We start from the raw sequence: 26,417 nt of genomic DNA on the forward strand, positions 1-26,417 counted from the left end.
TGGATAAATCGTGATAGGCCTATAAACATTCTGCGAAAAGCGTGAAAGGCGGGCCCGCACTGGCGCGGCGGGGCAAAACGTGATACAATTAGCGCCGAAGGGCCGCCCAAAACATGGCCCGCGAAAAAGGAGATTTTTCCCATGGCAAACCGCCCCAACTACCCCAAAATGATGGAACAGGTGCTGCTGAGCCTGGGCGAAAGCCGCCCCCGGCTTTTGCTGCATGCCTGCTGCGCCCCCTGCTCCAGCGCCGTGCTGGAGATGCTGTGCGGCTTTTTTGACATTACCATTTTATATTATAACCCGAACATCTGGCCCGCATCCGAGTACCGCCGCCGGGCGGACGAATTGCACCAGTTTGTGAAGCAGGCAAAGCTGCCGGGCATCACGCTGGTGGAGGAGGGCTACGACCAGAGCGAATTCTACACCGCGGTGGCCGGGCTGGAAGCCGAACCCGAGCGGGGCGGCCGCTGCACCGTGTGCTATCGGCTGCGGATGGAGCACGCAGCCCGGTACGCCGCCGCAAACGGATTCGACTGGTTCTGCTCCACCCTTTCGATCAGCCCCCGCAAGGACGCAGAGAAGATCAACGCCATTGGCCGGGAGCTGGAAGCCAAATACGGCGTGCGCCACCTGCCCAACGAGTTCAAGCGCAAGGAGGGCCACAAGCGCAGTCTGGAGCTTTCGGCCCAGTACAGCCTGTACCGGCAGGACTGGTGCGGCTGCGAATTTTCGGCCCGGGGCAGCGCCCCGAAGCCGGAGCAGCCCGCCCCAGAAAAATAACCGCATCAACACCGCCCCGCCCGGCCCCGCAGCCGGCGCGGGGCTTTTTTGTGCCATCCCCTCCTCCGCCGCGAAAAGCCCGCTTTTTTTCGCATTTTGACCCTTGAAAAGCCCGCTTTTTTCCGGCATTTCACCCTTGGCAGGCCCGGTTTGACCTGTGCTACCATATAAACTGAGAAGATAAGGCGGAGCCGGATTTCTGGCCCCGCCTTTTTGCAAACCGTCATCCGGTGCGCCCTGCTTTTTCAACAGGTGTGCCGGGGGGCGGTTTTTGTTTTCCCGGTTGATTTCCAAGCCAAAAAAGGAGGGTCAGAATGTATTATTCCTTCGATGTGAACGCCGCCGTCCGGTACGGCGTGGAAGAGGCGGTGCTGCTGGAACACATCCGCTTCTGGTGCGAGAAAAACGCGGCAAACCCGGACTGCCAAAAAGAAGGCCGCTGCTGGATGTACGCCAGCGCCCCCCGGCTGGCCGAGCATTTTTCCTTCTGGAGCGTACCCAAAATCCGCCGCCTGTTAAAAAGCCTTGTTCGGCAGGGGGCGCTTCTGGAAGGCCGCTTCGGTCGTTTCGCCTTTGATCGCACCTTGTGGTATGCAATCAGCGAAACCGCTGCTTCCATGTTTCAGAATCGTCACTTGCAAAAAACGAATCCGGAACATTCAAATGCCGAATCCGAAAGAGCAATAAAAGATACCCAAAAAGATACCCAAGAAGATTCCCAACACACATACACCGCCTGCGGCGGTGGGCGTGCGCCCTCTCCCCTTTTTGAAAAATCCGGGAACGCTGCGCCAAAGACTGGGTGCAAACCGAACCCCTGTTTCACCGATACGCCAGCAACTGCAACACAGGTAATCCCGGCGCAAACCGCCAGCCAACCGGCCAACATTACCCCAAACGGCTTTGAGCGGTTCTGGCAGGCCTATCCCCGCAAGGCGGATAAGCGGGCGGCCCTGCTGGCATGGAAGGCGCTGCGGCCCAGTGAAACCCTTGTGAACACCATGCTGGCGGCGCTGGCTGCCCAGTGCGAGAGCGCCCCATGGAAGGAAAGCGGCGGGCGGTACATCCCCCACCCGGCCAAGTGGCTGAGCCACCGCCGCTGGGAGGACGCGGCCCCCACGGCACAGGCCCCGGCCAAAAGCTATTCCATGCCCGCATGGGCTCAGCAGACCAGCCGCCCCTTTGACCCGGCTGTCGCCGTGGACATTCTGGCCCGGCACCGCCCCCGCCGCCTCAAACAGCTGGAGGCCTGACCCGGCCCGGCCCCCATGCAGCAAAAAAGCGAAGCGCAAACACGCTTCGCTTTTGTTTCGCTCAAGGCCGGTGGATTTCCCCTCAGCTGACGGTGATGCCCGCTTCGTCCTCGGCCAGGGTCACGCCCTCGGGGGGCTGAATCTGCAACGCCACCAGCTCCTGGGTGCGGCCGTCCAGCTCCAGCGTGCCCCGGGAGCGCACCCGGCCCTCCGGGTAACCCTCGCCGCCCAGAGAGTCGATCGGCATGGGGGTGGGCGTGGGGCGGTACGTTGACTGACTGGCCACCCAGTCCTCATACTGGCGTTCGGCCGCATCCGCCGCATCGGCCTGTGCGGGCATCGGGGTGGTGGTGGGGGCGGGCTGACCGGTGCTGCCGTTTTGCTGCATGTCGCTCAGCTGCTGGCGCAGCTGCTCCAGCACCTGTTCCCGGTTCTGCCGCTCCTGCTGTATGCTGCTCAGCTGCTGGCGCAGCTGCTCCAGCGCCTGTTCCCGGGCCTGCCGCTCCTGCTCGGTTGCGGCCTGTTCCACCTGGCTGATGCCGGTCTGAATCTCCTGTTCCAGCCGGGTCTCGCTTGCCAGCAGGCTTTCGACCAGTTTTTCCGTCGCGGCCACCAGCGCCTGCTGGTCGGCCTCTGCGTCGGTGGCGGAGGCTGAGGCGGGCGGCAGCAGAATCTGGGCCGAGGCGTTCAGCAGGGTGTTGCGCACCTCCAGCCGGTAGCTGCCCTGCTGGCTCATCACGGTGCGGTCCACCGTCTCCTGCTGGCCGGGCTGCCAGCCCTGACTCACAAAGGCGTCCGGCAAACCGGCGGAAAGGCTGCTCCAGCTGCCCCGGCTCTCGTTGTAGCGCACAAGGCGCAGCTCCCACTCGCCGGGTTCGGCGGTTTCGGGGATGGTCACGGTGAGGGGCGCGTCGCCGCCCTCGTACTGAATGCCATCGGCCAGCTCGTCCAGCCGCTTGGTGAACTCCACAGACGCCTGCGGCTCCACCACCATCTCTTCATAGCTGTATTTTCGGGAATCGACCGGTTCGCCATCGGTTTTGGCGGGCTGCCGGTCGGCGGGCGGGTCCGGCAGGCGAAGATAGCTTTCCTGCCCGGTGGCCTTTTCCCGCACATGCAGCACCAGCCGGGTGTAGGATGCCGTGGCGTTGGCGCTCAGGGTCAGGGTGTCGCCGGGCTGCCAGCTCTGGTTCACCAGCGCGTCGGACACGCCCTCCCCTGTGATGGTGGTTCCGCTGCCATCCAGCAGATACACCCGCGCCCAGGTTCCGGTGGGGTCGGTCACGGTGGATATGGCCGCTGTCGCGCCTGTCTGCTTCTGGCCGTAGACGTGCAGCTCCACCTGTTCGCTGGTCAGGCCCTCGGGAATGGTGAAGGCAAAGCCCTCCTGCTGCCAGCGGCCGCTGCGCCACAGCTGCTCCAGCTGCTGCCAGCGTTCGGTTTCGGTGCGCGTTGCCTCCTGTGTGCCCACCCTGCCGCCCAGCGAAAAGCCGATGCCGCCGCTTTCGTACAGGCCGGTGTACAGCGCAAACAGATCCTGCACCCGGTAGGTAACGCCCTGCGCCGGGTCGGCCCCGGCGGTGGCGGCCAGCTGCACCTCCAGATCCATGGGCGCGCCGGTGAGCAGCTCCAGCGGGATGGTATAGCTTTCCCCCGCCTGCCAGCTCTGGGTGGTGAACACCTCGGGCAGGCCCGTTTCCACCGGGGCGTCGCCGCCGTTTTCCCACAGATAGATGCGCCAGTCCGCGCCGGAAAGCCCCTCTGCCGGGGGCACAAGGAAGGTCAGGCCGTTTTCATCCAGCCACATGTTGTACACCAGCTGCTCCACGGCCTGCCGCTGAACATCGTATTCCCCGGTCTGGGCGGTGTCCGCATACAGATCCACCAGCTCGCCCGCTTCCAGCCCGGATTCGGTCCAGGTATACCGCTGCATCCGGCCGTCCGGGAACAGCAGGTTCAGCTCCACCTGTCTGGTGGCCTCGTCCAGCACGCCGTTTTCATACCGGCTGCTGCCGGTTTCGGTCACGGCCGTGGCGCTCAGCGGATCCCGCCGCAGCAGCCGCCCCTCGTAATACAGGGTGCTCTCGGCGGTGTTGTCCCGGGTGCTGTCCCAGTAATAGAGCCGGAACCAGCCCTCCGTTTCGGTCAGAACCTGACCGTCGGGGGCGCTGTCCGCCTGGGCGAGAATCAGTTCCCGATTCGCGTCCCCGGTCTGCCAGATCAGGCGCTGGCGCACGGTTTCGCCCTCGCCGATCAGATCATCCGCGCTGGCGATGGTTTTTCCCATGGCCCCGGTGAAGGTGCAGGCGGTGAGCAGCACCGCACCCGCCAGTGTGAGGGCGATGGCGGCCCGGCGGGGCTTTTTGGCGGTGACGATGGCCTTTAACCGCCGCTGCATGGCCCCGGCGCTGCCGCTCATGGAGGTGGCGGCAAGCAGAGCCGTACCCGGCACCCGCCGGGGAATCAGCTCCACAAGGCAGCGGCCATAATCCCGCCGCCGGGCTTCTTCCATGGCGGCGGTGACCGCTTCGTCGCAGGCAAGCTCGCAGTCCCGCCTGGAGGCTGCCGCCGCCCACCAGACCAGTGGGTCGAACCAGTACACCGCCAGAAGCACGCAGCGCAATGCGCCCCAGATGTGGTCCCTGTGGCGGTAATGGGTTTTCTCGTGGGCCAGCACAAAGTCCAGCCGCTCACGGTTTTCCAGCGCCGCCGGGTTCAGATAGATGGCGGGATGAATCAGCCCGTGCAGGCAGGGGCTGGCCAGCTCGTGGCAGAGGTACACCGGCAGACCGCCGGTTTGTTCCGGGGCAAGATCCAGCTGGCACCGGGATCGAGATTTCCGCAGCCGCAGCGAAAAGCGGAGATTTGCCCACAGCAGGGCCCCGCCGGTGAGCACAGCGCCCGCCGCCCAGATTACGGGCAGCAGCGCCGCCGGGTTCAAAGACCATTCCGGGTGCGGTTCACTGCCGGAAGTATCTGCAATGCCGCCGGAAAGCCCCGCCTGCGTGCCGCCGGTGGCGGTCTGGGCAAGGTCGGTTTCCGGGGCGGTGCCCGTTTGAGCCTCGGTATCCACCGGGACGGGCAGCGTTTCGCCGGAAAATTCTTCCGGTCGGGCAAGGCTGACCTGCACGGTGTCCGGCAGGGCGTTCAGCACGCTGGCCCGGCTCTGGGGCAGGCTGACCGGCAGCAGCAGCCGCAGCAGCACAAGGCCCCACAGGGCGTACTGCATCCGGCGGCTGATCCGCCCGGCCAGCAGCGCCCGCGCCGCCAGCACGGCCAGAATCAGCAGACTGGAGGTGATGAGAAGTTCCATCCTGTTCCCCTCTTTCTTTACTCAAATTCCACCGACAGGGTGGTGTTCCACAGGGTATTGGTTGCGTTCAGCCGGTAGTGACCGCCCTCCGGCAGGTTCTCGCCCTTCAGGGTGACCGTCTCGCCCGGCTGGGGTTCAGCGTCCGGCAGCAGGGCGGAACAGGTGACCCAGCTGCCCCGCTCCGGATTCCGCTGGCTCAGCTCCAGCTTCCATTCGCCGGGGGCGGCGGTTTCGGGTATGGTGAAGGTGAAGTCCCGGGTATCCGGGTTCCACTGAACGGTCTCGGAAAAGGCGGTCATCGCCGCCTGATACTCCACCAGCGCGTCGCCGGTGGGGTTTTCCTCCTCACTCTGGGCGGAGAAAAGCGGCGCGGTCAGGCGCTGGTAATCGTTCAGGAGGATGATTGGCAGCGGCGCCACATCCTTCTCCTCGATCAGCAGCTGCAGCATGGCGGTTCCCTCGTTGCCGGTGGGCAGGGCGTCCAGCGGGATGGCGTATTCCTGCCCCGGCTCCCATTCGCCGCTGGCAAACGGTTCCGGTACGCCCTCGGTGATCTCGGTTCTTTCGATTTCGCCGGTGGGCGTCCAGACCAGAGCCAGCCGCCAGTGCTCCGGCCGATCCTTCAGCCCTGCCGGAATCGTAAAGCGGATGGCGTCGCCCTCCGGATGGATGCTGTTCGCCAGCTCGGTGTTCAGGTCCATCAGCTCCCACACCAGTTCCGGCCACTCGGACAGGGGCGGATAATCCATCTGAAGCATCGCCCACTGCTGAAACAGAGTGAACTCCAGCTGGGTGCCATCCGGCTGCAGCAGCGTAACAATGAGCTCCTGCACCTGGGCCGGATCCTCGTTGCCCCGGTACTCCTCCAGCGGCACAACATCGTCCGAACCGGGCTCCTCCGCCGACCACTTCACCTCCAGCGAGCCGTTTTGCACCTTACCGGCAAATCGCAGGGCATCCGCTTCGGGTTCGGCGGCGCTGTCCCAGTAATAAACCTTCACATACTCCTCGCCCTCGGCAAGGGGTTCGCCCTCCGGGGCGGGGGCCCGCGCCACCAGAAGCTCCTGCATCCGGCTCTCGTCGCCCAGGGCGCAGAGCTTCCACTCGGTTTCGCCCTCGGCCAGATAGTCCCGGGCGCTGGTAATGCCCTTCGCTCCGGTGAAGGTGCAGGCGGTGAGCAGCACCGCCCCCGCCAGCGTGAGGGCGATGGCGGCCCGGCGGGGCTTTTTGGCGGTGACAATGGCCTTTAACCGCCGCTGCATGGCCCCGGCGCTGCCGCTCATGGAGGTGGCGGCAAGCAGGGCCGTACCCCGCGCCCGGTTCGGGATCAGCTCCACAAGGCAGCGGCCGTAATCCCGCCCCCGGGCTTCTTCCATGGCGGCGGTGACCGCCTCGTCACAGGCAAGCTCGCAGTCCCGCCTGGAGGCTGCCGCCGCCCACCAGACCAGCGGGTCGAACCAGTACACCGCCAGCAGCACGCAGCGCAAAGCGCCCCAGATGTGGTCCCTGTGGCGGTAATGGGTTTTCTCGTGGGCCAGCACGAACTCCAGCCGCTCGGGGCTTTCCAGCGCCGCCGGGTTCAGATAGATGGCGGGATGAAGCAGCCCGTGCAGGCAGGGGCTGGCCAGCTCGTGGCAGAGGTACACCGGCAGACCGCCGGTGATTTCGGGTTCCAGATCCAGCTGGCATCTCTCCCGCCGCAGCCGCAGCGAAAAGCGAAGATTCGCCCACAGCAGCGCCCCGCCGGTGAGCACAGCGCCCGCCGCCCAGACGAGCGGCAGCAGCGCCGCCGGATTCAAAGACCATTCCGGGTGCGGTTCGCTGCCGGAAATATCTGCAACGCCGCCGGAAATTCCCGCCTGCATCCCGCCGGTTGCGGTCTGGGCAAGGTCGGTTTCCGGGGCGGTGCCGGTTTGAACTTCGGTATCCGCCGGGGCGGGCAGGGTTTCGCCGGAAAATTCTCCCGGGCGGGCAAGGCTGACCTGCGCCGTGTCCGGCAGGGCGTTCATCACGCTGGCCCGGCTCTGGGGCAGGCTGACCGGCAGCAGCAGCCGCAGCAGCACAAGGCCCCACAGGGCGTACTGCATCCGGCGGCTGATCCGCCCCGCCAGCAGCGCCCGCGCCGCCAGCACCGCCAGAATCAGCAGACTGGATGTGATGAGCAGTTCGATCATGCGATCACTCTCCTTTTTCGCCGGGGGCCTTTTCCAGAATCTTCAGCAGCTGGGCGCGCTCGGTTTCGCTGATGCCCTTCTGCTCCACAAAGGCGTTGACCAGCAGGCCCAGGCTGCCGCCGTAGATGCGATCCAGCAGGCTCTCGGTCTCCCGCAGGGCAACCCCGGCCTTTTCCACCGCCGGATAGTACTCCTTGGCCCGGCCGCCCTCCTCGTGGCGTACCGCGCCCTTGGCCTCCAGCCGGTTGAGCATGGTGATCACGGTGTGCTTGGACCAGCCGGTCTCGTCGGCCAGATCGGCCACCAGCCGGGTGATGGTGCGGGGGGCGTTTTGCCACAGCTGATTCATCAGCTTCCACTCCCCGGCAGACAGTTCCACGTTCATGTTTCTTCCTCCCCTCAAAAAGGTAGTCTCTTGTCTACCTTTAGCATAGCAGACAGGTAGACAGCTGTCAACCAGAAATCCAAAACTTCCCTTTCCCCTGCCCGCCGGGCGCAAAAAAAGCGCCCGTGCCCCGGCGTTTTCGCCAAAGCACGAGCGTTTTTTCTGTTGATTTGTTTTAGGGAATGGCTCCGGCCATCAGCCGCGGCCCGCGCCGCCGCCGCGGGAGCCGCCGCCATCGAAGCCGCCAAAGCCGCCGCCACCGAAGCCGCCGAAACCACCGCCGCCAAAACCTCCGCCAAACCCGCCGGGGCCGAACCCACCGGGCCCAAAGCCGCCCGGCGGGGGCCGGTGATAATGCCGTGGCCTGCCCCAGCCGCCCAAAAACAGGGGCCAGAACACCACGTCACGGCCGCGGCCTCCACCGCCGCCCGGGCCTCCACCGCCGCCGCGGCTGCCCATGCTGATCACCACAATGATCAGCACCGCCGCCGCCAGCAGGATCAGCAGCGTTCCATCCGAGCTGCTGCTCTGCTCCACCGGCCTTGGCTGGGGCTGGCCCTCGCCCGGGGTGATGCCGTACAGGCTGCACAGCTCGCTGTAAACAGCGCCGGTGAACTCGGTCACGCAGGCGTCGTAATCGCCCTTTGCAAAGGCGGGCTCGGCGTAGTCGTTCAAAAGGCTTTTCAGCCGGCTGTAGGTGATCTCGCCTTCAAGACCGGTGCCCAGCGTGCAGTAATAGTTCTGATCGCCGGTCACCAGCAGAAACAGCACGCCGTTTTCCTTTTTTTTATCGCCGATGCCCCATTCGTTGAACACCTGCAGGGCGTAATCGTCGATGCTCAAATTTCCGGTGAAATCCACCGTGAGCACGCCGATCTGGGCTCCGGTGGAGGAAAGGGCGTTGTTGTAGCCGTCCACCGTGTTGATGGTCTCCTCGCTGAGCACCCCCGCCTGATCCAGCACCGCGTGGCCGCTGGGTGCGGCGGGAATGTCGGCTGCGAAGGCCGGAAGGGCCAGCGCAGCCAGCACAATGGCCGACAGCACAAGGCCGGTCAGCCGCCGTTTGATTGCCTGTTTCATGCAAAATACTCCGCTTCGTCTACCCCCCACAGCGCGCCGATCAGGCTGGCGGGGAATGCGTTTCGATCTTTGTTGAACTGCTCGGCCTGCTCGTTATAAGAGCTGTTGCGAAGAATGGTGCCCCGGCTCATGAACTCGGAATGCTGCTCGCTGAGCAGATCCTTCTGGGTGTCGTCCGCCAGCGGCAGGGCCGCGTCGTACAGCGCCTCCACCGCCGCGTCCAGCGTTTCGTTGGCCGCGCAGGTATCCGCCGGGCCAAGGGGCTCGCCCAGCGCGTTCACCGCATCCTCGGCGGCGGTGAGCAGGGCCTGGTCCACCCCGGCGATCTTCTTCGCCACCGTCACCACGTTGGCGGCGGCGCTCACCCGCTGATCCAGATCGGCGGTGATGCTGTATTTGCCGCTGTTAAAGCCCGCCATGGTGCTCGAATAGTACCCGGCCAGCTTCGCCCCGCCGATGCCAAACACGCTCACCGCCAGCAGCACCAGCGCGGCGATCTGCGGCACGCCGGCCTTTTTCAGGGCGGCGGGCAGCTTTTGTTCCAGCTTTGCCAATTGTTTCATCGGTTAATGCAACTCCATCAGCTTTTGTTTCAGCTCGCCCTCAATGCGGCCCAGCTCCTGCTCGGCGGCGGCGCGCTTCTGTTTGCCTTCGGTCTGGATCTTGGCCAGCTCGTCCAGCGTTTCGATCAGGCTCTTGTTGGTCTGCTGCAGGGTCTCGATGTCCACAATGCCCCGCTCGGACTCCTTGGCCGTGTCGATGGTGCCCTGCTTCAGGGCGGCGGCGTTCTTTTTCAGCAGCTCGTTGGTCATGTCGCTCACGGCGCGCTGGGCGTCGATGGCCTGCCGGGAATGGGCAAGGCCCAGCGCCAGCACCATCTGGCTCTTCCACAGGGGGATGGTGTTCACGATGCTGGTCTGGATCTTCTCCGCCATCATGGTGTCGTTGTTCTGGAGCAGACGGATCTGGGGGCCCATCTGGATGGAGATGGTGCGGGTGAGCTGCAGGTCATACAGCTTTTTTTCGAACCGGTCGCACATGTCGGCCAGATCCCGGGCGGCCTGTGCGTCCTCGGGCAGGCCGCTGGCCTTTGCCTTGTCCATGGCCTGTTTCAGGTCGGTCTCGCGCACCTGGGCCAGCTTTTTCTTGCCGGCCAGAATGTACATGGTCAGCTCCTTGAAATAGAGCATGTTCATCTGGTACATCTTGTCCATCAGGGCGATGTCCTTGAGCAGCTGCACCTGATGGGCCTCCAGCATGGCTTCGATGCGCTCCACGTTGGTTTCGGCCCTGGCGTACCTGGTTTTCATCTGGTCGATGTTGTTGCCCGCCTTCTTGAAGAAACCGAAGATGCCCTTGGACTCCTCTTCCTCGGCGTCGAAGTTTTTCAGCTCACCCACAAGGCTGGCCAGGGCTTCGCCCACCTCGCCCAGATCCTTGGTGCGCACCTTATCCAGCGCGGCTTCGCTGAAATCGCCCACCTTTTTCTGGGTGGCCGCGCCGTACTGCAGCACCATCTGGCTGTTGGTCACGTCGATCCTGGCGGCGAAGTCCTCCACCATCTTCTGCTCCTCGGGGCTGAGCTTTGCAGCTTCCTCGGCCAGCGGATCCGGCGCGGGGGCCGGTTCGGGCCTCGCTTCCTCCTTGGGCTGCTCCACCTCCAGCGTGAGGCTGGGCATGGCAGTGGCGTCGAAGCTGTCGAAATTCAGTTCGGGGGTCATTTTGTTGTCGTCCATCTCTATGCTTCCTTTCTTTTATGGCAATGCCGCACCATTCCAGGTGGTGGAGCGCACCAGAAAATTTTTTGCGGGATGAACCAAAAAGCGCAAGCAAGCCTTGGTGGCTTGACGAGCATTTTTGGAAAATCCCACGGAAAATTTTGGGGCGATACGCCGCCTGAGCCCTCTGGGCGTGAATGGTGTGGAATTGCCGTTCAGTCCACAAGGCCCTGGCCCTTCAGCATGCCGTTCAGCACTTCCAGATCGGTGCTGATGTCCAGCGCATCCCTTGCGAACAGGCTGTCCAGCTGATTTTCAAAGGCGGTGGCGATGGTCTGGGCGTTCTGGGCAACCTCTGCCCGCACCCCGGCCGCGTTCTCGCCCTGCACGCCCTTTTCTTCCAGCTCGGCGTAAAGGGTGAGGATCTTCACCGCGTCCTGCAGATAGTAATTGGCAAAGCGCCGCACCTGCGCGGCCTTTTCCGGGTGCTGCTCCACCTCGTTCAGAATGCCGAGGCAGGCTTTTTCCATCCGGTCCATGGCGGCGCTCAAGGGCGCATCCTCGATGCGCACGTTCAGTTCGTGCAGCTCCCGGCGCTTCTGGTCAATGAGGGCCAGCATCTGGTCGGCGTCCTCCTTGCCGGTCATGAAGGGAACCTCCTTGCGGGTGACCACATCCGGGCAAACCCGCCGGGCGGCGACAAAGCCCACCACGGACAGCACCGCGACCACCACCAGCGCCCACAGCTGATAGATGGGCAGCGCCAGCGCACCCACCAGCCAGACAAGCCCGGCGAAATACCAGGGCAGCACCGACTTGCGGCGCACCTCGATCCATTTGCTCATACTATTTACCTCCACCTTTTAGCGGACTCGGCCGTCGGCTCAGTCCAATCGGCATCCCCCGCGCACCGGGTTTTCCTCAGCAAACACCGCCAGCTGCCTTTTGGGCGGACTCGACCGTCGGCTCAGTCCAATCGGCATCCCCCGCGCACCGGGGTTTCCTCGGCAAACACCGCTAACTTCCCTGGGGCCGGGCAAATTTCATAAAATTACCCGGTTTACATTATTTCTTTTATCATACCAACCGGCCCCTGAAAAATCAATGAACAGGGTGTTAAACCTCTTTAGTAAAAGAAAGTATTTTTCGCCGGAATCTTCACCCCAGAAACGGCCCCAGCGCCTTTCCCCAGGCTTCGGCCAGCTTATCCGGGTTCCAAGCCGCGTTGGCCGGGCTGGTGCTGGGCAGCTTCACCGCCTCAATGCCGCTCACCGGCTGCAAAAACCGGCCGTACAGCTCATACGCCGCCGCCCCGTTGCAGAACACCGCCTCGATGGGCGAAGCATTTAGTACCCGTTTCAGATCCACCGGCACCGGATCCCGGATGGTGGCGTCCTGCGCGCCCTCGATGGTGCAGCTTTCCAGCACGTCCCAGAGGGCGAGGCCGTGGGTTAAAATCAGCGCGGATTTTTCCTCCACCGTGCCGGGCGTTTCGCAGCCGCACAGCCTTGCCAGCAGCGGCCAGAACCGGTTGCGGGGATGGCCGTAGTAAAAGCCCTGCTCCCAGCTTTTGGGGCTGGGCCAGCTGCCCAGAATCAGCGCCCGGCTGCCGGGGCCATACACCGGTTCAAAGCTCATGAAAGTTCCCCCTTACTGCAAAAACAGCTGCTCCACCACCTGCCGCACGCCCTCTTCCTGCACGCTGGGGGCGATGTGCTTCGCGGCGGCCCTGGCCTTTTCCGAGCCGTTCGCCATACAATACGAGCAGCCCGCCAGCTGCATCATGGCAATGTCGTTTTCGTTGTCGCCCATGAACACCAGCTCCTCGGCCGTCCAGCCGGTGAGCTCCATCAGGCGCTCCATGCCCCGGGCCTTGTCCACATCCGCCTGCATCACATCGTAGTAGCCGGGGCGGTAGGGCACGAATTTCAGGCCCAGATAGCCGTATTTCTCCTGGAATTTTTCCACCTGCTCCGGCGGCAGGATGGCGAAGGCACCGAAGGGCATGCTTTCCAGATGCCGATCCTGATCCTCGCCGTCCAGCACATACTCGCCGTGGCCGGTGGCCTTTTTGTAAAACTCCCACATTGCCTTGTATTCCACATAGACGTAGTAGTTATCCGCGAAATTGAAGGCCAGCGGATAGTCGAAATCCTCGAAGAAGTCCACCAGCGCATACATCTCCTCGGCGGTCAGATCCTGACTGTACAGAAGCCTTCCCTGCCCGTCCAGAATCTGGGCGCCGTTGGCGCAGATCATGTAGTCCGGCCTGATGCCGCCCAGAATCTGCGGCTCGATGGCAAAGCTGGTGCGCCCGCTGGCAATGACCACCTTCACGCCCTTTTTCTGGGCCGCCTTCACCGCCGCCGCCACCGCGGGCCGGGCGCTGGGCTCGCCGTGGGCCACCAGAGTGCCGTCCACATCCAGAACGATCGCTTTATACTGCATACTTCAAAATTCCCCTCTTTTTTCTTTTTGGCAACACCGCGCATTTTACGGCAAACACCTCAGGCGGCGTGCCTGCCCCTGAAATGATGCGAGATCGCCCCCATGAACGGGTTCGTCTTTTCTGATTGTATTATAGGGCATTTGCCCGCCGGGGGCAAGGCTGGGGCACCGGTTGGAAAAATCGCTTTACTTCCCTTCGCTTTATTTGTATAATGTGATACAGCACTTTATTTTCAAAGGGGGAGCGCCCCATGAAAGGGGAATACAAAGCGGGCCTTGCGGACGGGCTCGCCATTGGCATCGGGTATTTTTCGGTGAGCTTTACCTTCGGCATTCTGGCGGTGAAGGGCGGGCTTTCGGCGCTGACCGCCGGGCTGATCAGCCTGACCAATCTGACCAGCGCCGGGCAGTTTGCCGGGCTCACGGTGATTCTGGCCCACGGCTCGCTGGTGGAGCTGGCCCTCACCCAGCTGGTGATCAACCTGCGCTATGCGCTGATGAGCCTTTCGCTCAGCCAGCGGCTGGGGCCACAGTTCACCACCCGGCGGCGGATGACCATCGCCTTTGCCAACACCGACGAGATCTTTGCCGTGGCCATGGGGCGCACCTCGCCGCTGACCCCGGCCTACATGTACGGCCTTGCCACCCTGCCCATTCTGGGCTGGACGTTCGGCACGTTGAGCGGCGCGGTGGCCAGCGGCTTACTCAACGCGGCGGTGCGCAGTGCGCTGGGCGTGGCGCTGTACAGCATGTTTGTGGCCATTGTGGTGCCGCCCATGCGCCAGCTGAAGAGCGTGCGCATCGTGGTGGCGGCGGCGGTGATCGTGAGCTGTGTGATCGCATGGGTGCCACTGCTCAAATTCATTTCCAGCGGCTTTGCCATTATCTTGAGCACGCTGGCGGCGGCCGCGCTGGGGGCATGGCTGTTCCCGGTGGATCTGGCCGATGAGGAACCCGCTGAAAAACAGGAGGAAACCGCATGAGCTTATTCTGGTATCTTTTGGTGATGGCGGGGGTCACCTACCTGATCCGCATGCTGCCGCTGACGCTGCTGCAGAAGAAGATTCAAAACCGGCGGCTGCGGTCGTTTCTGTTCTATGTGCCTTACGCCTGCCTGGCCGCCATGACCTTCCCGGCCATCCTCTCGGCCACCGAAAGCCCGATCAGCGCCTTCGCCGCGCTGGTGGTTGCGGTGGCGGTGGGCTTCGCCGGGCGGGGCCTGGTCACAGTGGCGGCCTGCGCCTGCGTCACCGTATTTGTGGTGGAGCGTCTGCTGGCGCTGCTGTGAATGCTTTCAGACAAAAAGAAAAAACCGTGGAATCCGGCGTTTCGGGTTCCACGGTTTTTGTTTTGTTTCTTTATCAAATATCACAGCAGCTTTGCCCACTCCTCGGCCTTGAAGCCGGGGAATACGCCCTTGTCGGTGACGAGAATGGGCCGCTTGACCAGCATGCCGTCGGTGGCCAGCAGGTCAAAGACCTCCCCGTCGGTCATGGCGGGCAGCTTGTCCTTCAGGCCCATGGACTTATATAAAAGGCCGCTGGTGTTCACGAACTTTTTCACCGCAAGGCCGCTTTTCGCCTGCCAGTCGGCCAGCTCGGCGGCGGTGGGGTTTTCTTCCTTGATGGGGCGGGCGGTGTAGGAAACGCCCTGCTCGTCCAGCCACTTTTTCGCCTTCTGGCAGGTGGTGCATTTGTCGTAGCATACAAAGGTAATCATGTTTTTTCTCCTTTTTGCTCAGAACAGGAACTCGTCCTCCGGGGGCAGCTCCACTTCCTCTTCAAAGATGAACTTCTCCACCGCAAGGCCCACGCCGTCGTGGTTGTTGTCCGCCGTGACCCAGGTGGCCGCCTGCTTCACCTGCGGCACCGCGTTGCCCATGGCAATGCCCACGCCTGCCAGCCGGATCATGGAAATATCGTTCCAGCCGTCGCCGCAGGCCATCAGGTTTTCCTCGGTCAGGCCCAGAATGGTCAGCAGCGCCCGCAGGCTCTGGGCCTTTTCCACGCCCAGGGGCATGATCTCCAGAAAATACGGCATGCTCTTATAAATGGAGAGCCTGCCCGAAAACTTCTGCTGCATGTGTTCTTCCACCCGGGCGATTTCGTCCGGGTTTTTGCTCAGCAGAATCTTGTTCACGTCGAAGTCGATGAAGCTGCCCAGATCCTGCACCGGAATGGCCGGCACCCGGCAGGTGAAGCACTCCAGCTGCACATATTCATCCTCGGGGTGCTCGGTGATCACGCCCTCGGCGTTGTAGCTCATGGCCACCGCACCGGCGGCGCGGGCTTCGTCGCACACGGGCTTCACCAGCTCGGGCGGGAAGGCCTCCTGGGCCACCACCGCGCCGGTGGCGCAGTCCACAATGCAGCCGCCGTTATAACTTAAAATGTAGCCGCCCAGCTTGTCCAGCTCCAGCTCCCTGGCCAGATACTGCACGCCCACGGTGGGGCGGCCGCTGGCCAGCACGATGCGCACGCCTGCCTCGGCGGCACGGCGCAGCGCGGCCCGGGTGCGGGGGGTGATTTCCTTTTTTGTATTGGTGAGGGTGCCGTCCAGATCCAGAGCCAGCACCTTGATGGTATCGTTCATGGCAGTATCTCCTGTTGTTTGGGGCCGCCCGTATGGCGGGAGCCGGAAAATGTCTCACTTTTCCCATTGTAGCGAAAACGGATGCGCTTGAAAAGCCTTTTTTCCCCATTTTCCGGCCCCCGGTTCCCAAACTTTTGGCCGCCGGGGGCCGATTTTCTGTGCCATCTGCCCGGGCGGGCAATCCCAAAAATTTTTTGCTCCGGCCCATTGACATTTAACAACTGTTTATCTATAATGAACATGCAACTGAACAGCCGTTTATTTTTACTGAACAAAGCAAGGAGGAAGTTCCCATGTACGACCCGAACCGCTTTATTGAATCCGATCCCGCCATCCGCCGGGTGGCCGCGGGAGAACCCACCGTATGGATCAACCCGGACTATCTGCCGGTGGAGGTCACCGACGGTCTGTGCCAGCTGGTGGTGCCGGATTCCGCCATCGACGATGCCGAGGCCCGGCTGGCCCGGTTTGCGTCCTTCATCCGCCGCCGCTTCCCGGAGACCGAGCCCACCAACGGCCTGATCGAATCTCCCCTTGCGGACATTCCCCGGATGCAGCAGGCGCTGGAAAAGGAATACGGCTGCACCATCCCCGGCCGGCTGATGCTGAAGATGGACAGCCACCTGGCCATTGCCGGTTCGGTGAAGGCCCGGGGCGGCATCTACGAGGTGCTCAAGCACGCCGAGGATCTGGCCATTGCCGCCGGCAAGCTGACCATGGAGGACGACTACGCCAGACTGGACAGCGAGGAAATGCGAGACTTTTTCCGCCAGTACACCGTGCAGGTGGGCTCCACCGGCAACCTGGGCATGTCGATCGGCATCATGAGCGCGGCGCTGGGCTTCCGGGTAAAGGTGCACATGTCCGCAGACGCCAAGCAGTGGAAGAAGGATCTGCTGCGCAGCCACGGGGTGGAGGTGCTGGAATACAGCGGCGACTACTCCAAGGCGGTGGCCGAGGGCCGCGCCCTTTCGGACACCGACCCCATGAGCTATTTTGTGGACGATGAAAAATCCGTGGATCTGTTCCTGGGCTACGCGGTGGCCGCCCGCCGGCTGAAAAAGCAGCTGGACGAGCAGGGCATCGCCGTGGACGAGGCCCATCCGCTGATCGTCTACCTGCCCACCGGTGTGGGCGGCGCGCCCGGCGGCGTGACCTACGGCCTGAAGCGGCTGTTTAAAAATAATGTACACTGCTTTCTTGTAGAGCCCACCCTCTGCCCCTCGGTGCTGCTGGGCATGGCCACCAAGCAGTACGAAAAAGCCAACGTGCGCGACTTCGGCCTTTCCGGCCGCACCCACGCCGACGGTCTGGCCTGCGCCTCCCCCTCCAGCTTTGTGACCCGTGTGCTGGGCAATCTGGCCAGCGGCGATTTCACCGTGACCGATGCAAAGCTGTATGACTATCTGCGCCTGCTGGATTCCAGCGAGGGCAAGCGGATCGAGCCTTCCAGCTGCGCGGCCTTCGTGGGCCCCTGCCAGCTGCTCACGCTGGAGGACTCCCGCCGCTACTGCGCCGAACAGGGCCTGACCGAAGAGGCGCTGGCAAACAGCGTGCAGATCGCCTGGGCCACCGGCGGCCGTCTGGTGCCCGCCGAAGTATGGGAGCAGTATCTGGCCACCCATCTGGACTGATCCGGCTTTTCCCCCGGGCGGGTTTGTGGTATAATCGGTTCTGTTACCAGCAGAACGGAGGGACTACCAGATGGACGAAGAGCTGAACATTGGGCGGAAGGTGCAGCAGTTCCGCAAGCAGAGCGGGCTGAGCCTGCGGGAGCTGGCCGCCCGGGTGGAGCTGAGCCCCTCGATGCTCAGCCAGATCGAGAACGACGCGGTGAACCCCTCCATCAACACCTTAAAGAACATCGCGCAGGCCCTTCATGTGCCGCTGTTCCGCTTTTTCAAGGAGGACGAGCCCCAGCCGGAACGGCTGATCGTGCGCCGGGGCGAGAACCGGATCATCGGCCACCCGGGCGAAGAGGTGCTTTATAAGCTGCTCACCCCCACGGCGGACTGCTCCATTGAATTCTGCCTGATGGAGATCCCGCCCCACACCGCCTCCTCGGACATTGACCGGGAGCACACCGGCGAAGAGGTGGCCTATGTGATCAGCGGGCAGGTGGACCTGCACCTGCGGGGCAGCGTGTACCGGCTTTGCGCCGGCGACTCGGTGCAGATTCCCCCGGCCACGCCCCACCGCTGGGTGAACGATTCCGACGAGGAATTCCGCGCGGTGTTCGCCATCACCCCGCCCAGCTTTTAAACACAGAACAAAGCCGCCCTCTGCGCCTGCCGGGTTCCGGCGTTTGCGCAAAGGGCGGTTTCTGTTTGCAGAAAAAGGCAGAAAAAGGCCCCGTTCCCAGTTTGGGAACGGGGCCTTTGTGTTCGCAGAAATTACTGCTTTACGCCGCCGATGAAGATGGTCTCGGGCTGCAGGGTCTCCTTGTTCAGGATCAGCACGTCGGCGCGCTTGCCGGTGGTGATGCTGCCGATCTCGTCGAACAGGCCAACCGCCTTGGAGGGGTTGATGGTGGCAGCCTTCAGAGCGGTCTCCAGAGGTACGCCGAACTTCACAGCGCGGCGGAAGCACTCGGCCAGGCAGGTGGCGCTGCCCGCGATGGTGCCGTCCTCCAGGGTGGCCTTGCCGTCGGTCATGAATACCTTCTGGCCGCCCAGGCTGTACTCGCCGTTGGGCATGCCGGCAGCACGCATGCTGTCGCTGATCAGGCAGACGCGGTCGTTGCCGAACATGGCAAAGACGGCGCGCACCACAGCGGGATGCAGATGGATGCCGTCGCTGATGATCTCCACATGGGCAGCGTCATCGGCAGCAGCGCCCACAACGCCGGGAGCGCGGTGGGTGAAGGCGGGCATGGCGTTGAACAGGTGGGTGGTATGGGTAGCGCCGTTGGCGAAGCCGGCCTTGGCCTCGTCGTAGGTGGCGCAGGTGTGGGCGATGGAAACGGTGCACAGCTTGCTGGCCTTGCGGATGAAGTACAGCGCGCCGGGCAGCTCGGGGGCCACGTCGATCAGGCGGATGTTCTTGCCGGACTTCTCATACAGGCGCTGGAACATGTCGAAATCGGGGTCGACGATGTACTTCTCGGCCTGGGCGCCCTTCTTGGCCTTGTTGAAGAAGGGGCCTTCCATGTTCACGCCGCGCAGCACGGCGCCTTCGCCGTCCTGATGGAAGCGGGGCTTGGCAGCCTCGAATACACCCGTCAGGATCTCCTCGTCAAAGGCCATGGTGGTGCCCATGAAGGTGGTAACGCCCTGGCTGCCCTCGTAGCGGCTGATCTTCACCACGTCCTCGGTGGTGGCGTCGCAGAAGTCGCTGCCGGCAGCGCCGTGGATGTGGATGTCCACGAAGCCGGGGGTAACGTACTTGCCGGTGGCGTCGATGACCTCGTCGCCCTCCAGAGTGCCGGCGGGAGCAATCTCAACGATGCGGTCGCCCTCCAGCTTGATGTCGGCCTGCATGAAGCGGCCCTGATCGGTGAAAATATGACCATTCTTGATAATCATAGGAAAACCTCTCCTTCCTGATGGAAAAAATCCGTTCGGCAGCGGGGCAGCGCGCCCCGGCCCGGTGGCACGGCAATGCCTTTTTTGGCAGACCGCACCTGCTTTCTAGCCCCATTATAACGCACCCGCCGGGCCGGAACAATCGGCAGCGCACAAAATACGCGATTGTGCAAATTTAACAATAAAAACACCCAAGGCCGGGGCCAAACTGGCTTGTTTCCATGGGAGGGGCAAAACAAAAAATCCCCCGAAGCGGAACGCCCGCTTTGGGGGATTTCTGATTCTTGTTACAGGCCGAAGAGCTGCAGCGCCATGCCGGTGACGGCGCCCGCGGCCCAGAGCAGGCCGGTGATGAACAGGTTCTGCTTCCAGCTGCGGTTTGCCTTCCACAGCACCACAAGGCCCACGCCCGCGCCGCTGCACAGGCCGGCCACCGCCGCGCCGAAGCTGATGGAGCCGCCCAGATACAGCTGGGTGAGCAGCACGCTGGCCGCGCAGTTGGGCACAAGGCCGATGAGGGCCGCGAAGATGGGCTGGAACACGCCCAGATCGGCCAGAAAGGCGGTGAACACCTGCTCGCCCACCAGCTCCATGGCAAGGCCGATCACGAAGCTGAAGCCCACGATGTACAAAAAGATGGTAAAGGTGTGCCACAGAGCCGACACAAAAATGCTCTGGCGCGCGGCGTGGTGCTCGTGGCAGTCCACCTCGTCGGCGTGGCCGGTGTAGCCGCCCCGCAGCGAGGCGGGCACAAGGCGCACCAGCACCACATCCAGCACAAGGCCGGCCAGCAGGGCCACGGCGATTTTCACGCCGATGAGCAGCACCAGCCGGGGCCACTGGTTCGGCACCGCCAGCAGCATGGGAATGGCCTCGTCGCTGGTGGCAAGGAACACCGCCAGCAGGGTGCCCAGGCTGATGACCCGGCTGCCGTAGAAGTTGGCGGCCATGGCGGAAAAGCCGCACTGGGGCACGCAGCCCAGCACCGCGCCGGGCACAAAGCCCCAGTGGCCGCCGCCCTCCAGCGCCTTTTCGATGCGGCTGCCGTGGAACCGCTCGATGTATTCGATCAAAAGATATGCAAGATACAAAAAGGGCAGCATGGGAATGCTGTCGTGGACGGCATGTTCTGCAACATGCAGCAGTTCGTGCATCATAAAAAACTCTCTCCTTCCCCATCCGCCGCCCCGAAAGCGCCTTTGCGCCGGGCGGCAGCATGGACTAGTATAGCCGCATTTTGCCCCCGGCACAATGCCCCCCCGCCCCATTCCGGGGGCGGTTTTTCCGCTTTTTGAAAAATTTTTGCAACAAATCAAAGACCCGGCCCCTGTTGAAAGGGGCCGGGCCTTCCGGTTCATTTTTCATGCGTGGCAGGCAGCTTTTCCGGCTTCGACTCCTGCTCAGGCTCCGGCTGCGGCTCAGTCAGGTCCTTGGGCCGGGTGTTCCACCGGATCTCTTCCAGCAGATCCACGATCTCACCCACTCCATAGATCAGCCCGCTGGTAAACGCCGTGGCGAAAAAAATCAGCACCGAAAGCATCAGATTCATGTTGGCCATCATGATCACCACCAACAGCACACCGCACCCCGCGTTCACCAGCGCGTAATCCTTCAGATACTCCGCCACCTTGTTTCTTTTCATCTCTGCCGCCTCCTTTGCCAGAATCCGTCTGTTAATTTTATGCTATTGCGCAGAAAGGGAATTGTCAACCGGTTCCGGAACTTTCAGGGGCCGCACACAGAAAACCGGCAGGCCGCGGGGGCCTGCCGGTGCTTCGATGGATTGAAAGGGTTACTCCTGCCACTCCCGGGCCTTGGCCAGCAGGGCCTCGCGGGTGTTTTCCACCCGGCCCTCCACCACCTCGTGGAGCAGCCAGTCCAGCATGTTGCTCATGCTGGGGCCGGGCTTGGCCAGCCCGGCGGTGAGCAGGTTGCCGCCGGTGATGGCCAGCTGGTCGGTGGCGTAGCAGCCCGCGTTTTTGATGGTATCGCTCAGGGTCTTTTCAAAGGCCTTCAGATTTTCGCCCTTGGCATGGTGGGAGGAAACGTCCGCCCACCAGATGTGCACCAGGCTGTTCACCTGCCGGGGGCCCAGCAACTGCAGCCAGCGGCGCACGCTCACCTCGCCGGTGGCGGGGCGGATGCCGTGGAAGCGGATCAGCTGGCACACGGTCTCCCGGCTGTTCCGGTCCACCTTCAGCCGGCGCAGGATGCAGTCCGCCAGCTGGGCGCTCACCTCGGCGTGGCCCTCAAAGGTGCTGTCGCCCTCCTTCAGGGTCTCCCGGCACCAGGGCTTGCCGATGTCCCGCAGAAGCATGGCCCAGCGCACCTCGGGGATGTCCGGCGCGTAGGCCAGCGTATCCGCCGCGTGCTGCCACAGGTTCTGCTCCTCGCCGCCCCGCTTCTGGGTGAAGGTGAGGGCGGGCTCGATCTCCGGCATCACATAGGCCAGAATATCGCCGTTTTCCGCCGCCACCCGGTGGGCCGCCTTGCCGCAGAGAAGCCGGGTCATCTCCCGGGCCATCCGCTCGCCGCTCACCCAGCGCAGCATCTGCTTTTTGCTGTTGGCCGCGGCCATGGTCTCGGGTTCAACGGCAAAATCCAGCACCGAGGCAAACCGCAGCAGCCGCAGAATGCGCAGCGCGTCCTCGCCAAAGCGCTGGGCCGGGTCGCCCACGCAGCGCAGCACGCCGCTCTTCAGATCGCCCTGCCCGCCGAAGGGGTCGATCACGGTGCCGTCCGGCCCCATGGCCATGGCGTTGATGGTGAAATCCCGCCGGGCCAGATCCTCCTCCAGACTGCTCACAAAGGTGACCTCCTCCGGGCGGCGGTGATCCTCATAATCCCCTTCCGCCCGGTAGGTGGTGATTTCGTAGGTCTCGTTGCCCGCCAGCACGGTCACGGTGCCGTGCCTGATGCCGGTCTCCAGTACCTTATATGTACCGGCAAAGCACTCCTTCACCTGATCCGGCCGGGCGCTGGTGCACAGATCCCAGTCCTTGGGATCCTTGCCCAGCAGGCTGTCGCGCACGCAGCCGCCCACGGCCCATGCCTCGAAGCCCTGCTCGTTCAGCGCGCCGATCAGCTTTGCCGCCATGGGGGGCATCACCGGCAGCTCGATCTGCCGCTCCCAGGCAAGGCGCTCCACCAGCGCCACGTCCGCCGGGCAGAAGTTGTAGTCCTTCATTTCGGCGGGGGCCACCCAGCGGGCCTCCTCGTGCACCCGCACCTCCATCTCGCCGCCGGTCACCCGGCCGTTGAAGAAGGTGAAGTGGATGTCCTTATCCGGGTAGGAGTAATCCAGCGAAGCATAAGCGGGCCCGAGGGTGATGTCCAGCCCCAGCTCCTCCCTGCATTCCCGCACCGCAGCCTGCTCCGGGCTTTCGCCCTCCTCCAGCTTGCCGCCGGGGAACTCCCACAAAAAGGCGCAGCTTCCGCCCTCGCCCCGTTTACAGATCAGGATCTTGCCCGCCTCGTCGGTCAGGATCACCGCAGCCACATGGATCATACCTCATTGCCTCCTTCTTGTTTCTCAAAGGCGTGCAGACAGGCCGCAAAGCTGGCCGTCGTATCGCCAAAGTCCACCCCGCAGCCCGCTTTCAGGCGGCTGGTGTCCATACTCAGATTCCGTTCAAATTCCGGCCAGCGCTCTGTGTCCGGCCGCACAAGGGCCAGCGCGGCGTCGCCCGCGCCCAGCAGGCCCAGGCATTCCAGCGCGGTGGCGTAGGTGTTCAGCGGGTTCTCCGCCCCCATGTTGTACACCCCGCCGGGCAAACCGGCCATCTTGTCCATGGCCGCCACCACCGGCTGCACCCAGGTGATGCCCCGGTACTCCCGCACCGCCATGGAAAGGGGCACCTTGCCCGCAAGGCTGCGGCGCAGCATGCCCCAGAAGCCGGTGCTGTTTTTCAGCCCCGGGCGCTCAAAATCGTACATCCAGCTGGCCCGCAGGCAAACCGCATCCGGGCAGGCCTCCAGCACCCGCTGCTCGGCCTCCCACTTGTGGCGGCCGTACACGTTCACCGGGGCAAGGGGTGCGTCCTCGGGCAGGGGGCCCAGCCGCCGGGTGCCGTTGTACACCTGATCCGAGCTGAACAGCACCAGCTTTGCCCCCAGCGCCGCGCATTCCTCCGCCAGCGCCGCCGGGGCCTGCAGGTTCACTTCAAAGCTCTCCAGCGGGTGATTTTCGCAGTAGCCGGTGTCCGCCAGCGCGGCGGTGTGGATGACCAGCTGGGGCGCAGCCCCCGCCAGCGCGGCGTGCACCGCCTCACGGTCGGTCAGCTCCAGCCGGCTGTGATCCAGCGGGGTGATGTCCCATATATCCCGGTAATGCTGCACGAGCCGGCTTCCCACAAAGCCGCCCGCGCCGGTGATGACCACTCGTTTCATGGCTCGCCCTCCTTATGGATTCAGAACGGCTGTGATGCCGATGTCCGCCACCTCCACCCGGCCGCACTGCGCCGCCGCCAGCCGGTGGCAGGGCTTTGCCGCGTGGAAGGTCACGGTCAGCTCTGCCTGCACCGCGCCCTCGGCGGCAATTCCGCTGTCCGCCTCAAGGCCGCTGGGCAGATCCAGCGCCAGCACCTTGCCGGGCGCTTCGTTCATCCATCGTGCCGTGGCAAGGCCCGCCGGGCGCAAAGCCCCGTGGAAGCCGGTGCCGTACACGCCGTCCAGCACGAGATCCGAGCCCTTTAAAAATTCCGCCTGCTCCGGCTGGTTCAGCGCGTCCAGCGCCAGCACCGGCAGGCCCATATCCCGGGCAAGGCCGCAGTTGTAGACCGCGTCGGTGGTCACCGGCTCGCCCTCCACAAGGAAGATACGCACCGCGAGGCCCGCGTTTGCCAGATGCCGGGCCGCCACAAAGCCGTCGCCCCCGTTGTTGCCCTTGCCGCAGAAGATCGCGGCGCTTTTTGCCTCCGGAACCGCACGCAGCGCAAGCCGGGCCGCTGCCGCGCCCGCGTTTTCCATCATCTGCCGGTAGGAAAGGCCCGCCGCGTCCGCCCGCTGCTCCAGCTGCTTCATTTCGGCCGCCGTTACCTCGTTCATTCTCGTTTCCCCCTTACGGCCGGCGCGGGCTGCGTTTGCCCCGCGCCCGGTGCTGAATCATTTCACTGATAGAACGTTTAATGTTACCATTATAACACAAAGCCCCCGGATGTTTTACCGATCCGGGGGCTTGATTTTGTTAATTTTTCACGAATTTTTCGTCGAAATCAGGCATTCGCGCCCTGTGCGACGCCGTCCTGCCCGGCCTTTGCACCCGCACGGCGGGCGTTGTATTTCACCACAAGGCTGGTGAGCACGGGGGTCAGGAAGGAGGTGATGATCACCGAGGCGGCCACCTGAGCGGTGGCGATGGGGGCAATGGCCGCGTAGCTGGGGTCCACAGCCGCCAGCGCACCCGGGTTGGACACGCCGCTGGCCGCGGTGCTGGAGATGGAAGCGCCCGCAATGCCGCTGCCGCCGGTGAGCTTGTCGGCGCAGATGGTGATGAAACCAACCACGAACACGGTGACCAGACCCAGCAGAATGCCGGACAGGCCGCCCTGGAACAGCTGCTGGATGGACATGCCGCAGCCCAGAGCAAAACCAACGGTGATGATGCTGGGGGTAACGCCGGCAGACAGGGTCTGCTTGAACCAGGGCGAGCAGTTGCCCAGCACGATGCCGATGATCAGCGGCAGGATGGAGCCCACGATGGCCCAGACCGAGATGCTGGCCAGACCCGCGCTGCTCAGGGCGATCATGGTCACGGTGGGGCCAACGCTCAGGGAGGTGATGGCCACCGCGCCCTTTTCCGAGTCGTCGCCGTACTGGGCGGTGATGCCGGAGTACAGGGCGTTGTTGGCCACCGAGATGGCGCTGATGATGGCCAGGGACGACAGGCCCAGGAAGTTATCCCCGAACAGGAAGGCCACCGCCAGACCCAGGATTACCGACAGGGCAACCTTGGTCACGATGATCACCGCGCCGATCTTGATGGCGCGGGGGGTGCTCTTCACGTCGATGGTGGCGCCCAGAAACAGCAGGAACACACCCACCAGCGCGCTGGTGCCGTTCACCATGCCGGTGAAGAAACCGCCGATCTGCAGTGCTTGCGGCACAAAGGAGTTCAGCACCACGCCGATCAGCATGGGCACCACGATGGTATCGCCGGGAAAGCGCTTATATTTGAACTTTTTCATGCGTTTTCTCTCCTCTTTTCGGGGCGGATCAGTCCAGAACGATGCCGCCGTCGCAGTCGCCGATTTCGCCGTTTACAAAGCTGGCGGCATCGGAGGCGAAGAACAGGATCATCTGGGCGATCTCCACCGGCTGGGCAGCGCGGCCCAGAGGAATCATGCCGATGACCTTGGCGCTCTTCTCGGCGTCCTCGGCCAGGGTCCTGGTCATGCTGGTCATGGTGAAGGAGGGGCATACCGCGTTGCAGGAGATGCCGTACTTGCCGCCTTCCTTGGCGATGGCCTTGGTCAGGCCGTTCACGCCCGCTTTGGAGGAGGCGTAGGCCGCGGTGCCCAGCAGGCCGCCGCCGATCTTGCCGGCCACCGAGGAAACGTTCACGATGCGGCCGCCCTTCTTCTCCTTGAAGTAGGGATAGATGGCGGAGCAGGTGGTGAAGGTGCCGGTCAGGTTGATGCGCAGGGTGCGCTCCCACTCGGCATCGCTGATCTCCTCGAAGGGAGCCTTGGAGATCACGCCGCCCACGTTGATCAGCACGTCCACCCGGTCAAAGTCGGCCAGAACCTGCGCCATGACCGCACGGATGTTCTCGCTGCTGCCCAGATCGATCTTGTAGAAGGAGCAGTTGCCCACTTCCGCAGCGGTGGCCTTGCCCACTTCCTCGTTGATGTCCAGAATCACGGCGTGGCCGCCGCCGGCCACAACACCCTTTACCGTCTCCTTGCCAATGCCCTGTGCACCGCCGGTAACCAGAACCGTCTTGCCGCTGAAATCAAACATGATACTACTTCCTCTCTCTATCCGCACCTGTGTGCGTGTTGAATTGTTGATGGAGGGCGGGCGGCGTTCTTCGGCTGTTCGGCCCGGCCGGGCGCCGATCGTCAAAGAATTAACCATCCCGCTTCGTGTATGATTATAGCATTGTTCCCGCGGCGAAAAAATGGTATCATAGCATAGAAATGCACAG

The 26,417-nt window shown here is 63.4% G+C and carries 25 protein-coding genes; 6 read left to right on the forward strand and 19 right to left on the reverse strand.

The window, feature by feature from the left end:
• Nucleotides 1-141 precede the first annotated feature (141 nt).
• Both EDD77_RS12310 and EDD77_RS12315 read left to right on the forward strand, forming a co-directional pair.
• Complete coding sequence (locus EDD77_RS12310; RefSeq protein ID WP_058962695.1) at nt 142-783, forward strand: epoxyqueuosine reductase QueH; 642 nt, start codon at nt 142-144, stop codon at nt 781-783.
• 314 nt (nt 784-1,097) lie between these two features.
• The gene (locus EDD77_RS12315) at nt 1,098-2,036 is read left to right on the forward strand and encodes a hypothetical protein (protein ID WP_058962696.1); all 939 of its coding nucleotides are present in this window, start codon (nt 1,098-1,100) and stop codon (nt 2,034-2,036) included.
• Between the two features lie 82 nt (nt 2,037-2,118).
• Here the strand turns inward: EDD77_RS12315 and EDD77_RS12320 are convergent, their stop codons facing one another.
• The 9 genes from EDD77_RS12320 to EDD77_RS12360 form a co-directional block, all read right to left on the reverse strand.
• Nucleotides 2,119-5,349, reverse strand: a complete 3,231-nt coding sequence (locus tag EDD77_RS12320) for a M56 family metallopeptidase (RefSeq protein ID WP_058962697.1) — start codon at nt 5,347-5,349, stop codon at nt 2,119-2,121.
• A 17-nt stretch (nt 5,350-5,366) separates the two neighbouring features.
• The gene (locus tag EDD77_RS12325) at nt 5,367-7,523 is read right to left on the reverse strand and encodes a M56 family metallopeptidase (protein ID WP_132587403.1); all 2,157 of its coding nucleotides are present in this window, start codon (nt 7,521-7,523) and stop codon (nt 5,367-5,369) included.
• A gap of 4 nt (nt 7,524-7,527) precedes the next feature.
• On the reverse strand, nt 7,528-7,908 hold the full coding sequence (locus EDD77_RS12330) for a BlaI/MecI/CopY family transcriptional regulator (RefSeq protein WP_058965348.1): 381 nt from the start codon (nt 7,906-7,908) through the stop codon (nt 7,528-7,530).
• A 195-nt stretch (nt 7,909-8,103) separates the two neighbouring features.
• Nucleotides 8,104-8,988 carry a TPM domain-containing protein gene (locus tag EDD77_RS18695; protein WP_132587404.1) on the reverse strand — a complete coding sequence of 295 codons (885 nt, stop codon included), beginning with the start codon at nt 8,986-8,988 and terminating at the stop codon, nt 8,104-8,106.
• Nucleotides 8,985-9,551, reverse strand: a complete 567-nt coding sequence (locus tag EDD77_RS12340; protein ID WP_058962700.1) for a LemA family protein — start codon at nt 9,549-9,551, stop codon at nt 8,985-8,987. Before EDD77_RS12340 ends, EDD77_RS18695 begins: the two co-directional genes overlap by 4 nt.
• Before the next feature lie 3 nt (nt 9,552-9,554).
• Nucleotides 9,555-10,724: a toxic anion resistance protein gene (locus EDD77_RS12345; protein ID WP_058962701.1), complete on the reverse strand. Its 1,170-nt coding sequence runs from the start codon at nt 10,722-10,724 to the stop codon at nt 9,555-9,557.
• A 197-nt stretch (nt 10,725-10,921) separates the two neighbouring features.
• Nucleotides 10,922-11,551, reverse strand: coding sequence for a 5-bromo-4-chloroindolyl phosphate hydrolysis family protein (locus EDD77_RS12350; protein WP_058962702.1), 630 nt, complete (start codon nt 11,549-11,551; stop codon nt 10,922-10,924).
• 313 nt (nt 11,552-11,864) lie between these two features.
• Complete coding sequence (locus EDD77_RS12355) at nt 11,865-12,344, reverse strand: DNA-deoxyinosine glycosylase (RefSeq protein ID WP_058962703.1); 480 nt, start codon at nt 12,342-12,344, stop codon at nt 11,865-11,867.
• 12 nt (nt 12,345-12,356) lie between these two features.
• A complete protein-coding gene (locus EDD77_RS12360) occupies nt 12,357-13,154 on the reverse strand; it encodes a Cof-type HAD-IIB family hydrolase (RefSeq protein WP_058962704.1) in 798 nt (265 codons plus the stop codon).
• A 251-nt stretch (nt 13,155-13,405) separates the two neighbouring features.
• Here EDD77_RS12360 and EDD77_RS12365 point away from each other — a divergent pair, with 251 nt between their 5' ends.
• Nucleotides 13,406-14,137, forward strand: a complete 732-nt coding sequence (locus EDD77_RS12365; RefSeq protein WP_058962705.1) for an AzlC family ABC transporter permease — start codon at nt 13,406-13,408, stop codon at nt 14,135-14,137.
• Entirely contained in the window at nt 14,134-14,442 is a 309-nt protein-coding gene (locus EDD77_RS12370) for an AzlD domain-containing protein (protein ID WP_058962706.1), read from the forward strand. The genes EDD77_RS12365 and EDD77_RS12370 overlap by 4 nt, the downstream gene beginning before the upstream one ends.
• A gap of 80 nt (nt 14,443-14,522) precedes the next feature.
• On the opposite strand, the gene EDD77_RS12375 is transcribed toward EDD77_RS12370, so the two are convergent.
• Complete coding sequence (locus tag EDD77_RS12375; protein WP_443983745.1) at nt 14,523-14,870, reverse strand: arsenate reductase family protein; 348 nt, start codon at nt 14,868-14,870, stop codon at nt 14,523-14,525.
• A 21-nt stretch (nt 14,871-14,891) separates the two neighbouring features.
• Nucleotides 14,892-15,746, reverse strand: coding sequence for a Cof-type HAD-IIB family hydrolase (locus EDD77_RS12380; protein WP_058962708.1), 855 nt, complete (start codon nt 15,744-15,746; stop codon nt 14,892-14,894).
• A 293-nt stretch (nt 15,747-16,039) separates the two neighbouring features.
• On the opposite strand from EDD77_RS12380, the gene EDD77_RS12385 reads away from it, so the two are divergent.
• Together EDD77_RS12385 and EDD77_RS12390 are read left to right on the forward strand one after the other, a co-directional pair.
• Entirely contained in the window at nt 16,040-17,380 is a 1,341-nt protein-coding gene (locus EDD77_RS12385) for a D-serine ammonia-lyase (protein WP_058962710.1), read from the forward strand.
• Between the two features lie 70 nt (nt 17,381-17,450).
• Entirely contained in the window at nt 17,451-18,008 is a 558-nt protein-coding gene (locus EDD77_RS12390; RefSeq protein WP_058962711.1) for a cupin domain-containing protein, read from the forward strand.
• 131 nt (nt 18,009-18,139) lie between these two features.
• On the opposite strand, the gene nagA is transcribed toward EDD77_RS12390, so the two are convergent.
• The 8 genes from nagA to EDD77_RS12430 form a co-directional block, all read right to left on the reverse strand.
• The gene (gene nagA / locus EDD77_RS12395; RefSeq protein WP_058962712.1) at nt 18,140-19,270 is read right to left on the reverse strand and encodes an N-acetylglucosamine-6-phosphate deacetylase; all 1,131 of its coding nucleotides are present in this window, start codon (nt 19,268-19,270) and stop codon (nt 18,140-18,142) included.
• Between the two features lie 287 nt (nt 19,271-19,557).
• Nucleotides 19,558-20,427, reverse strand: a complete 870-nt coding sequence (locus EDD77_RS12400; RefSeq protein WP_242868283.1) for a putative manganese transporter — start codon at nt 20,425-20,427, stop codon at nt 19,558-19,560.
• Nucleotides 20,428-20,624: 197 nt separating this feature from the next.
• Nucleotides 20,625-20,912, reverse strand: coding sequence for a hypothetical protein (locus EDD77_RS12405; RefSeq protein ID WP_058962713.1), 288 nt, complete (start codon nt 20,910-20,912; stop codon nt 20,625-20,627).
• 150 nt (nt 20,913-21,062) lie between these two features.
• Nucleotides 21,063-22,778, reverse strand: coding sequence for a CCA tRNA nucleotidyltransferase (locus EDD77_RS12410; RefSeq protein ID WP_082669468.1), 1,716 nt, complete (start codon nt 22,776-22,778; stop codon nt 21,063-21,065).
• Complete coding sequence (locus EDD77_RS12415) at nt 22,775-23,659, reverse strand: SDR family oxidoreductase (RefSeq protein WP_058962714.1); 885 nt, start codon at nt 23,657-23,659, stop codon at nt 22,775-22,777. The genes EDD77_RS12410 and EDD77_RS12415 overlap by 4 nt, the downstream gene beginning before the upstream one ends.
• A gap of 12 nt (nt 23,660-23,671) precedes the next feature.
• A complete protein-coding gene (locus EDD77_RS12420) occupies nt 23,672-24,316 on the reverse strand; it encodes an NAD(P)H-hydrate epimerase (protein ID WP_058962715.1) in 645 nt (214 codons plus the stop codon).
• 167 nt (nt 24,317-24,483) lie between these two features.
• The gene (locus tag EDD77_RS12425; RefSeq protein WP_058962716.1) at nt 24,484-25,455 is read right to left on the reverse strand and encodes a 2-keto-3-deoxygluconate permease; all 972 of its coding nucleotides are present in this window, start codon (nt 25,453-25,455) and stop codon (nt 24,484-24,486) included.
• 28 nt (nt 25,456-25,483) lie between these two features.
• Nucleotides 25,484-26,230, reverse strand: a complete 747-nt coding sequence (locus tag EDD77_RS12430) for an SDR family NAD(P)-dependent oxidoreductase (RefSeq protein ID WP_058962717.1) — start codon at nt 26,228-26,230, stop codon at nt 25,484-25,486.
• Between the last annotated feature and the right edge of the window lie 187 nt (nt 26,231-26,417).

Origin of the sequence: Allofournierella massiliensis (assembly GCF_004345265.1) — a bacterium.
GTDB lineage: Bacteria > Bacillota > Clostridia > Oscillospirales > Ruminococcaceae > Allofournierella > Allofournierella massiliensis.

What these genes read in the sequence shown, in the direction of transcription:
- EDD77_RS12310 (WP_058962695.1), top strand. Translation starts at nt 142, where the DNA reads ATGGCAAACCGCCCCAACTACCCCAAAATGATGGAACAGGTGCTGCTG.
- EDD77_RS12315 (WP_058962696.1), top strand. Translation starts at nt 1,098, where the DNA reads ATGTATTATTCCTTCGATGTGAACGCCGCCGTCCGGTACGGCGTGGAA.
- EDD77_RS12320 (WP_058962697.1), bottom strand. Translation starts at nt 5,349, where the DNA reads ATGGAACTTCTCATCACCTCCAGTCTGCTGATTCTGGCCGTGCTGGCG.
- EDD77_RS12325 (WP_132587403.1), bottom strand. Translation starts at nt 7,523, where the DNA reads ATGATCGAACTGCTCATCACATCCAGTCTGCTGATTCTGGCGGTGCTG.
- EDD77_RS12330 (WP_058965348.1), bottom strand. Translation starts at nt 7,908, where the DNA reads ATGAACGTGGAACTGTCTGCCGGGGAGTGGAAGCTGATGAATCAGCTG.
- EDD77_RS18695 (WP_132587404.1), bottom strand. Translation starts at nt 8,988, where the DNA reads ATGAAACAGGCAATCAAACGGCGGCTGACCGGCCTTGTGCTGTCGGCC.
- EDD77_RS12340 (WP_058962700.1), bottom strand. Translation starts at nt 9,551, where the DNA reads ATGAAACAATTGGCAAAGCTGGAACAAAAGCTGCCCGCCGCCCTGAAA.
- EDD77_RS12345 (WP_058962701.1), bottom strand. Translation starts at nt 10,724, where the DNA reads ATGGACGACAACAAAATGACCCCCGAACTGAATTTCGACAGCTTCGAC.
- EDD77_RS12350 (WP_058962702.1), bottom strand. Translation starts at nt 11,551, where the DNA reads ATGAGCAAATGGATCGAGGTGCGCCGCAAGTCGGTGCTGCCCTGGTAT.
- EDD77_RS12355 (WP_058962703.1), bottom strand. Translation starts at nt 12,344, where the DNA reads ATGAGCTTTGAACCGGTGTATGGCCCCGGCAGCCGGGCGCTGATTCTG.
- EDD77_RS12360 (WP_058962704.1), bottom strand. Translation starts at nt 13,154, where the DNA reads ATGCAGTATAAAGCGATCGTTCTGGATGTGGACGGCACTCTGGTGGCC.
- EDD77_RS12365 (WP_058962705.1), top strand. Translation starts at nt 13,406, where the DNA reads ATGAAAGGGGAATACAAAGCGGGCCTTGCGGACGGGCTCGCCATTGGC.
- EDD77_RS12370 (WP_058962706.1), top strand. Translation starts at nt 14,134, where the DNA reads ATGAGCTTATTCTGGTATCTTTTGGTGATGGCGGGGGTCACCTACCTG.
- EDD77_RS12380 (WP_058962708.1), bottom strand. Translation starts at nt 15,746, where the DNA reads ATGAACGATACCATCAAGGTGCTGGCTCTGGATCTGGACGGCACCCTC.
- EDD77_RS12385 (WP_058962710.1), top strand. Translation starts at nt 16,040, where the DNA reads ATGTACGACCCGAACCGCTTTATTGAATCCGATCCCGCCATCCGCCGG.
- EDD77_RS12390 (WP_058962711.1), top strand. Translation starts at nt 17,451, where the DNA reads ATGGACGAAGAGCTGAACATTGGGCGGAAGGTGCAGCAGTTCCGCAAG.
- nagA (WP_058962712.1), bottom strand. Translation starts at nt 19,270, where the DNA reads ATGATTATCAAGAATGGTCATATTTTCACCGATCAGGGCCGCTTCATG.
- EDD77_RS12400 (WP_242868283.1), bottom strand. Translation starts at nt 20,427, where the DNA reads ATGATGCACGAACTGCTGCATGTTGCAGAACATGCCGTCCACGACAGC.
- EDD77_RS12405 (WP_058962713.1), bottom strand. Translation starts at nt 20,912, where the DNA reads ATGAAAAGAAACAAGGTGGCGGAGTATCTGAAGGATTACGCGCTGGTG.
- EDD77_RS12410 (WP_082669468.1), bottom strand. Translation starts at nt 22,778, where the DNA reads ATGATCCATGTGGCTGCGGTGATCCTGACCGACGAGGCGGGCAAGATC.
- EDD77_RS12415 (WP_058962714.1), bottom strand. Translation starts at nt 23,659, where the DNA reads ATGAAACGAGTGGTCATCACCGGCGCGGGCGGCTTTGTGGGAAGCCGG.
- EDD77_RS12420 (WP_058962715.1), bottom strand. Translation starts at nt 24,316, where the DNA reads ATGAACGAGGTAACGGCGGCCGAAATGAAGCAGCTGGAGCAGCGGGCG.
- EDD77_RS12425 (WP_058962716.1), bottom strand. Translation starts at nt 25,455, where the DNA reads ATGAAAAAGTTCAAATATAAGCGCTTTCCCGGCGATACCATCGTGGTG.
- EDD77_RS12430 (WP_058962717.1), bottom strand. Translation starts at nt 26,230, where the DNA reads ATGTTTGATTTCAGCGGCAAGACGGTTCTGGTTACCGGCGGTGCACAG.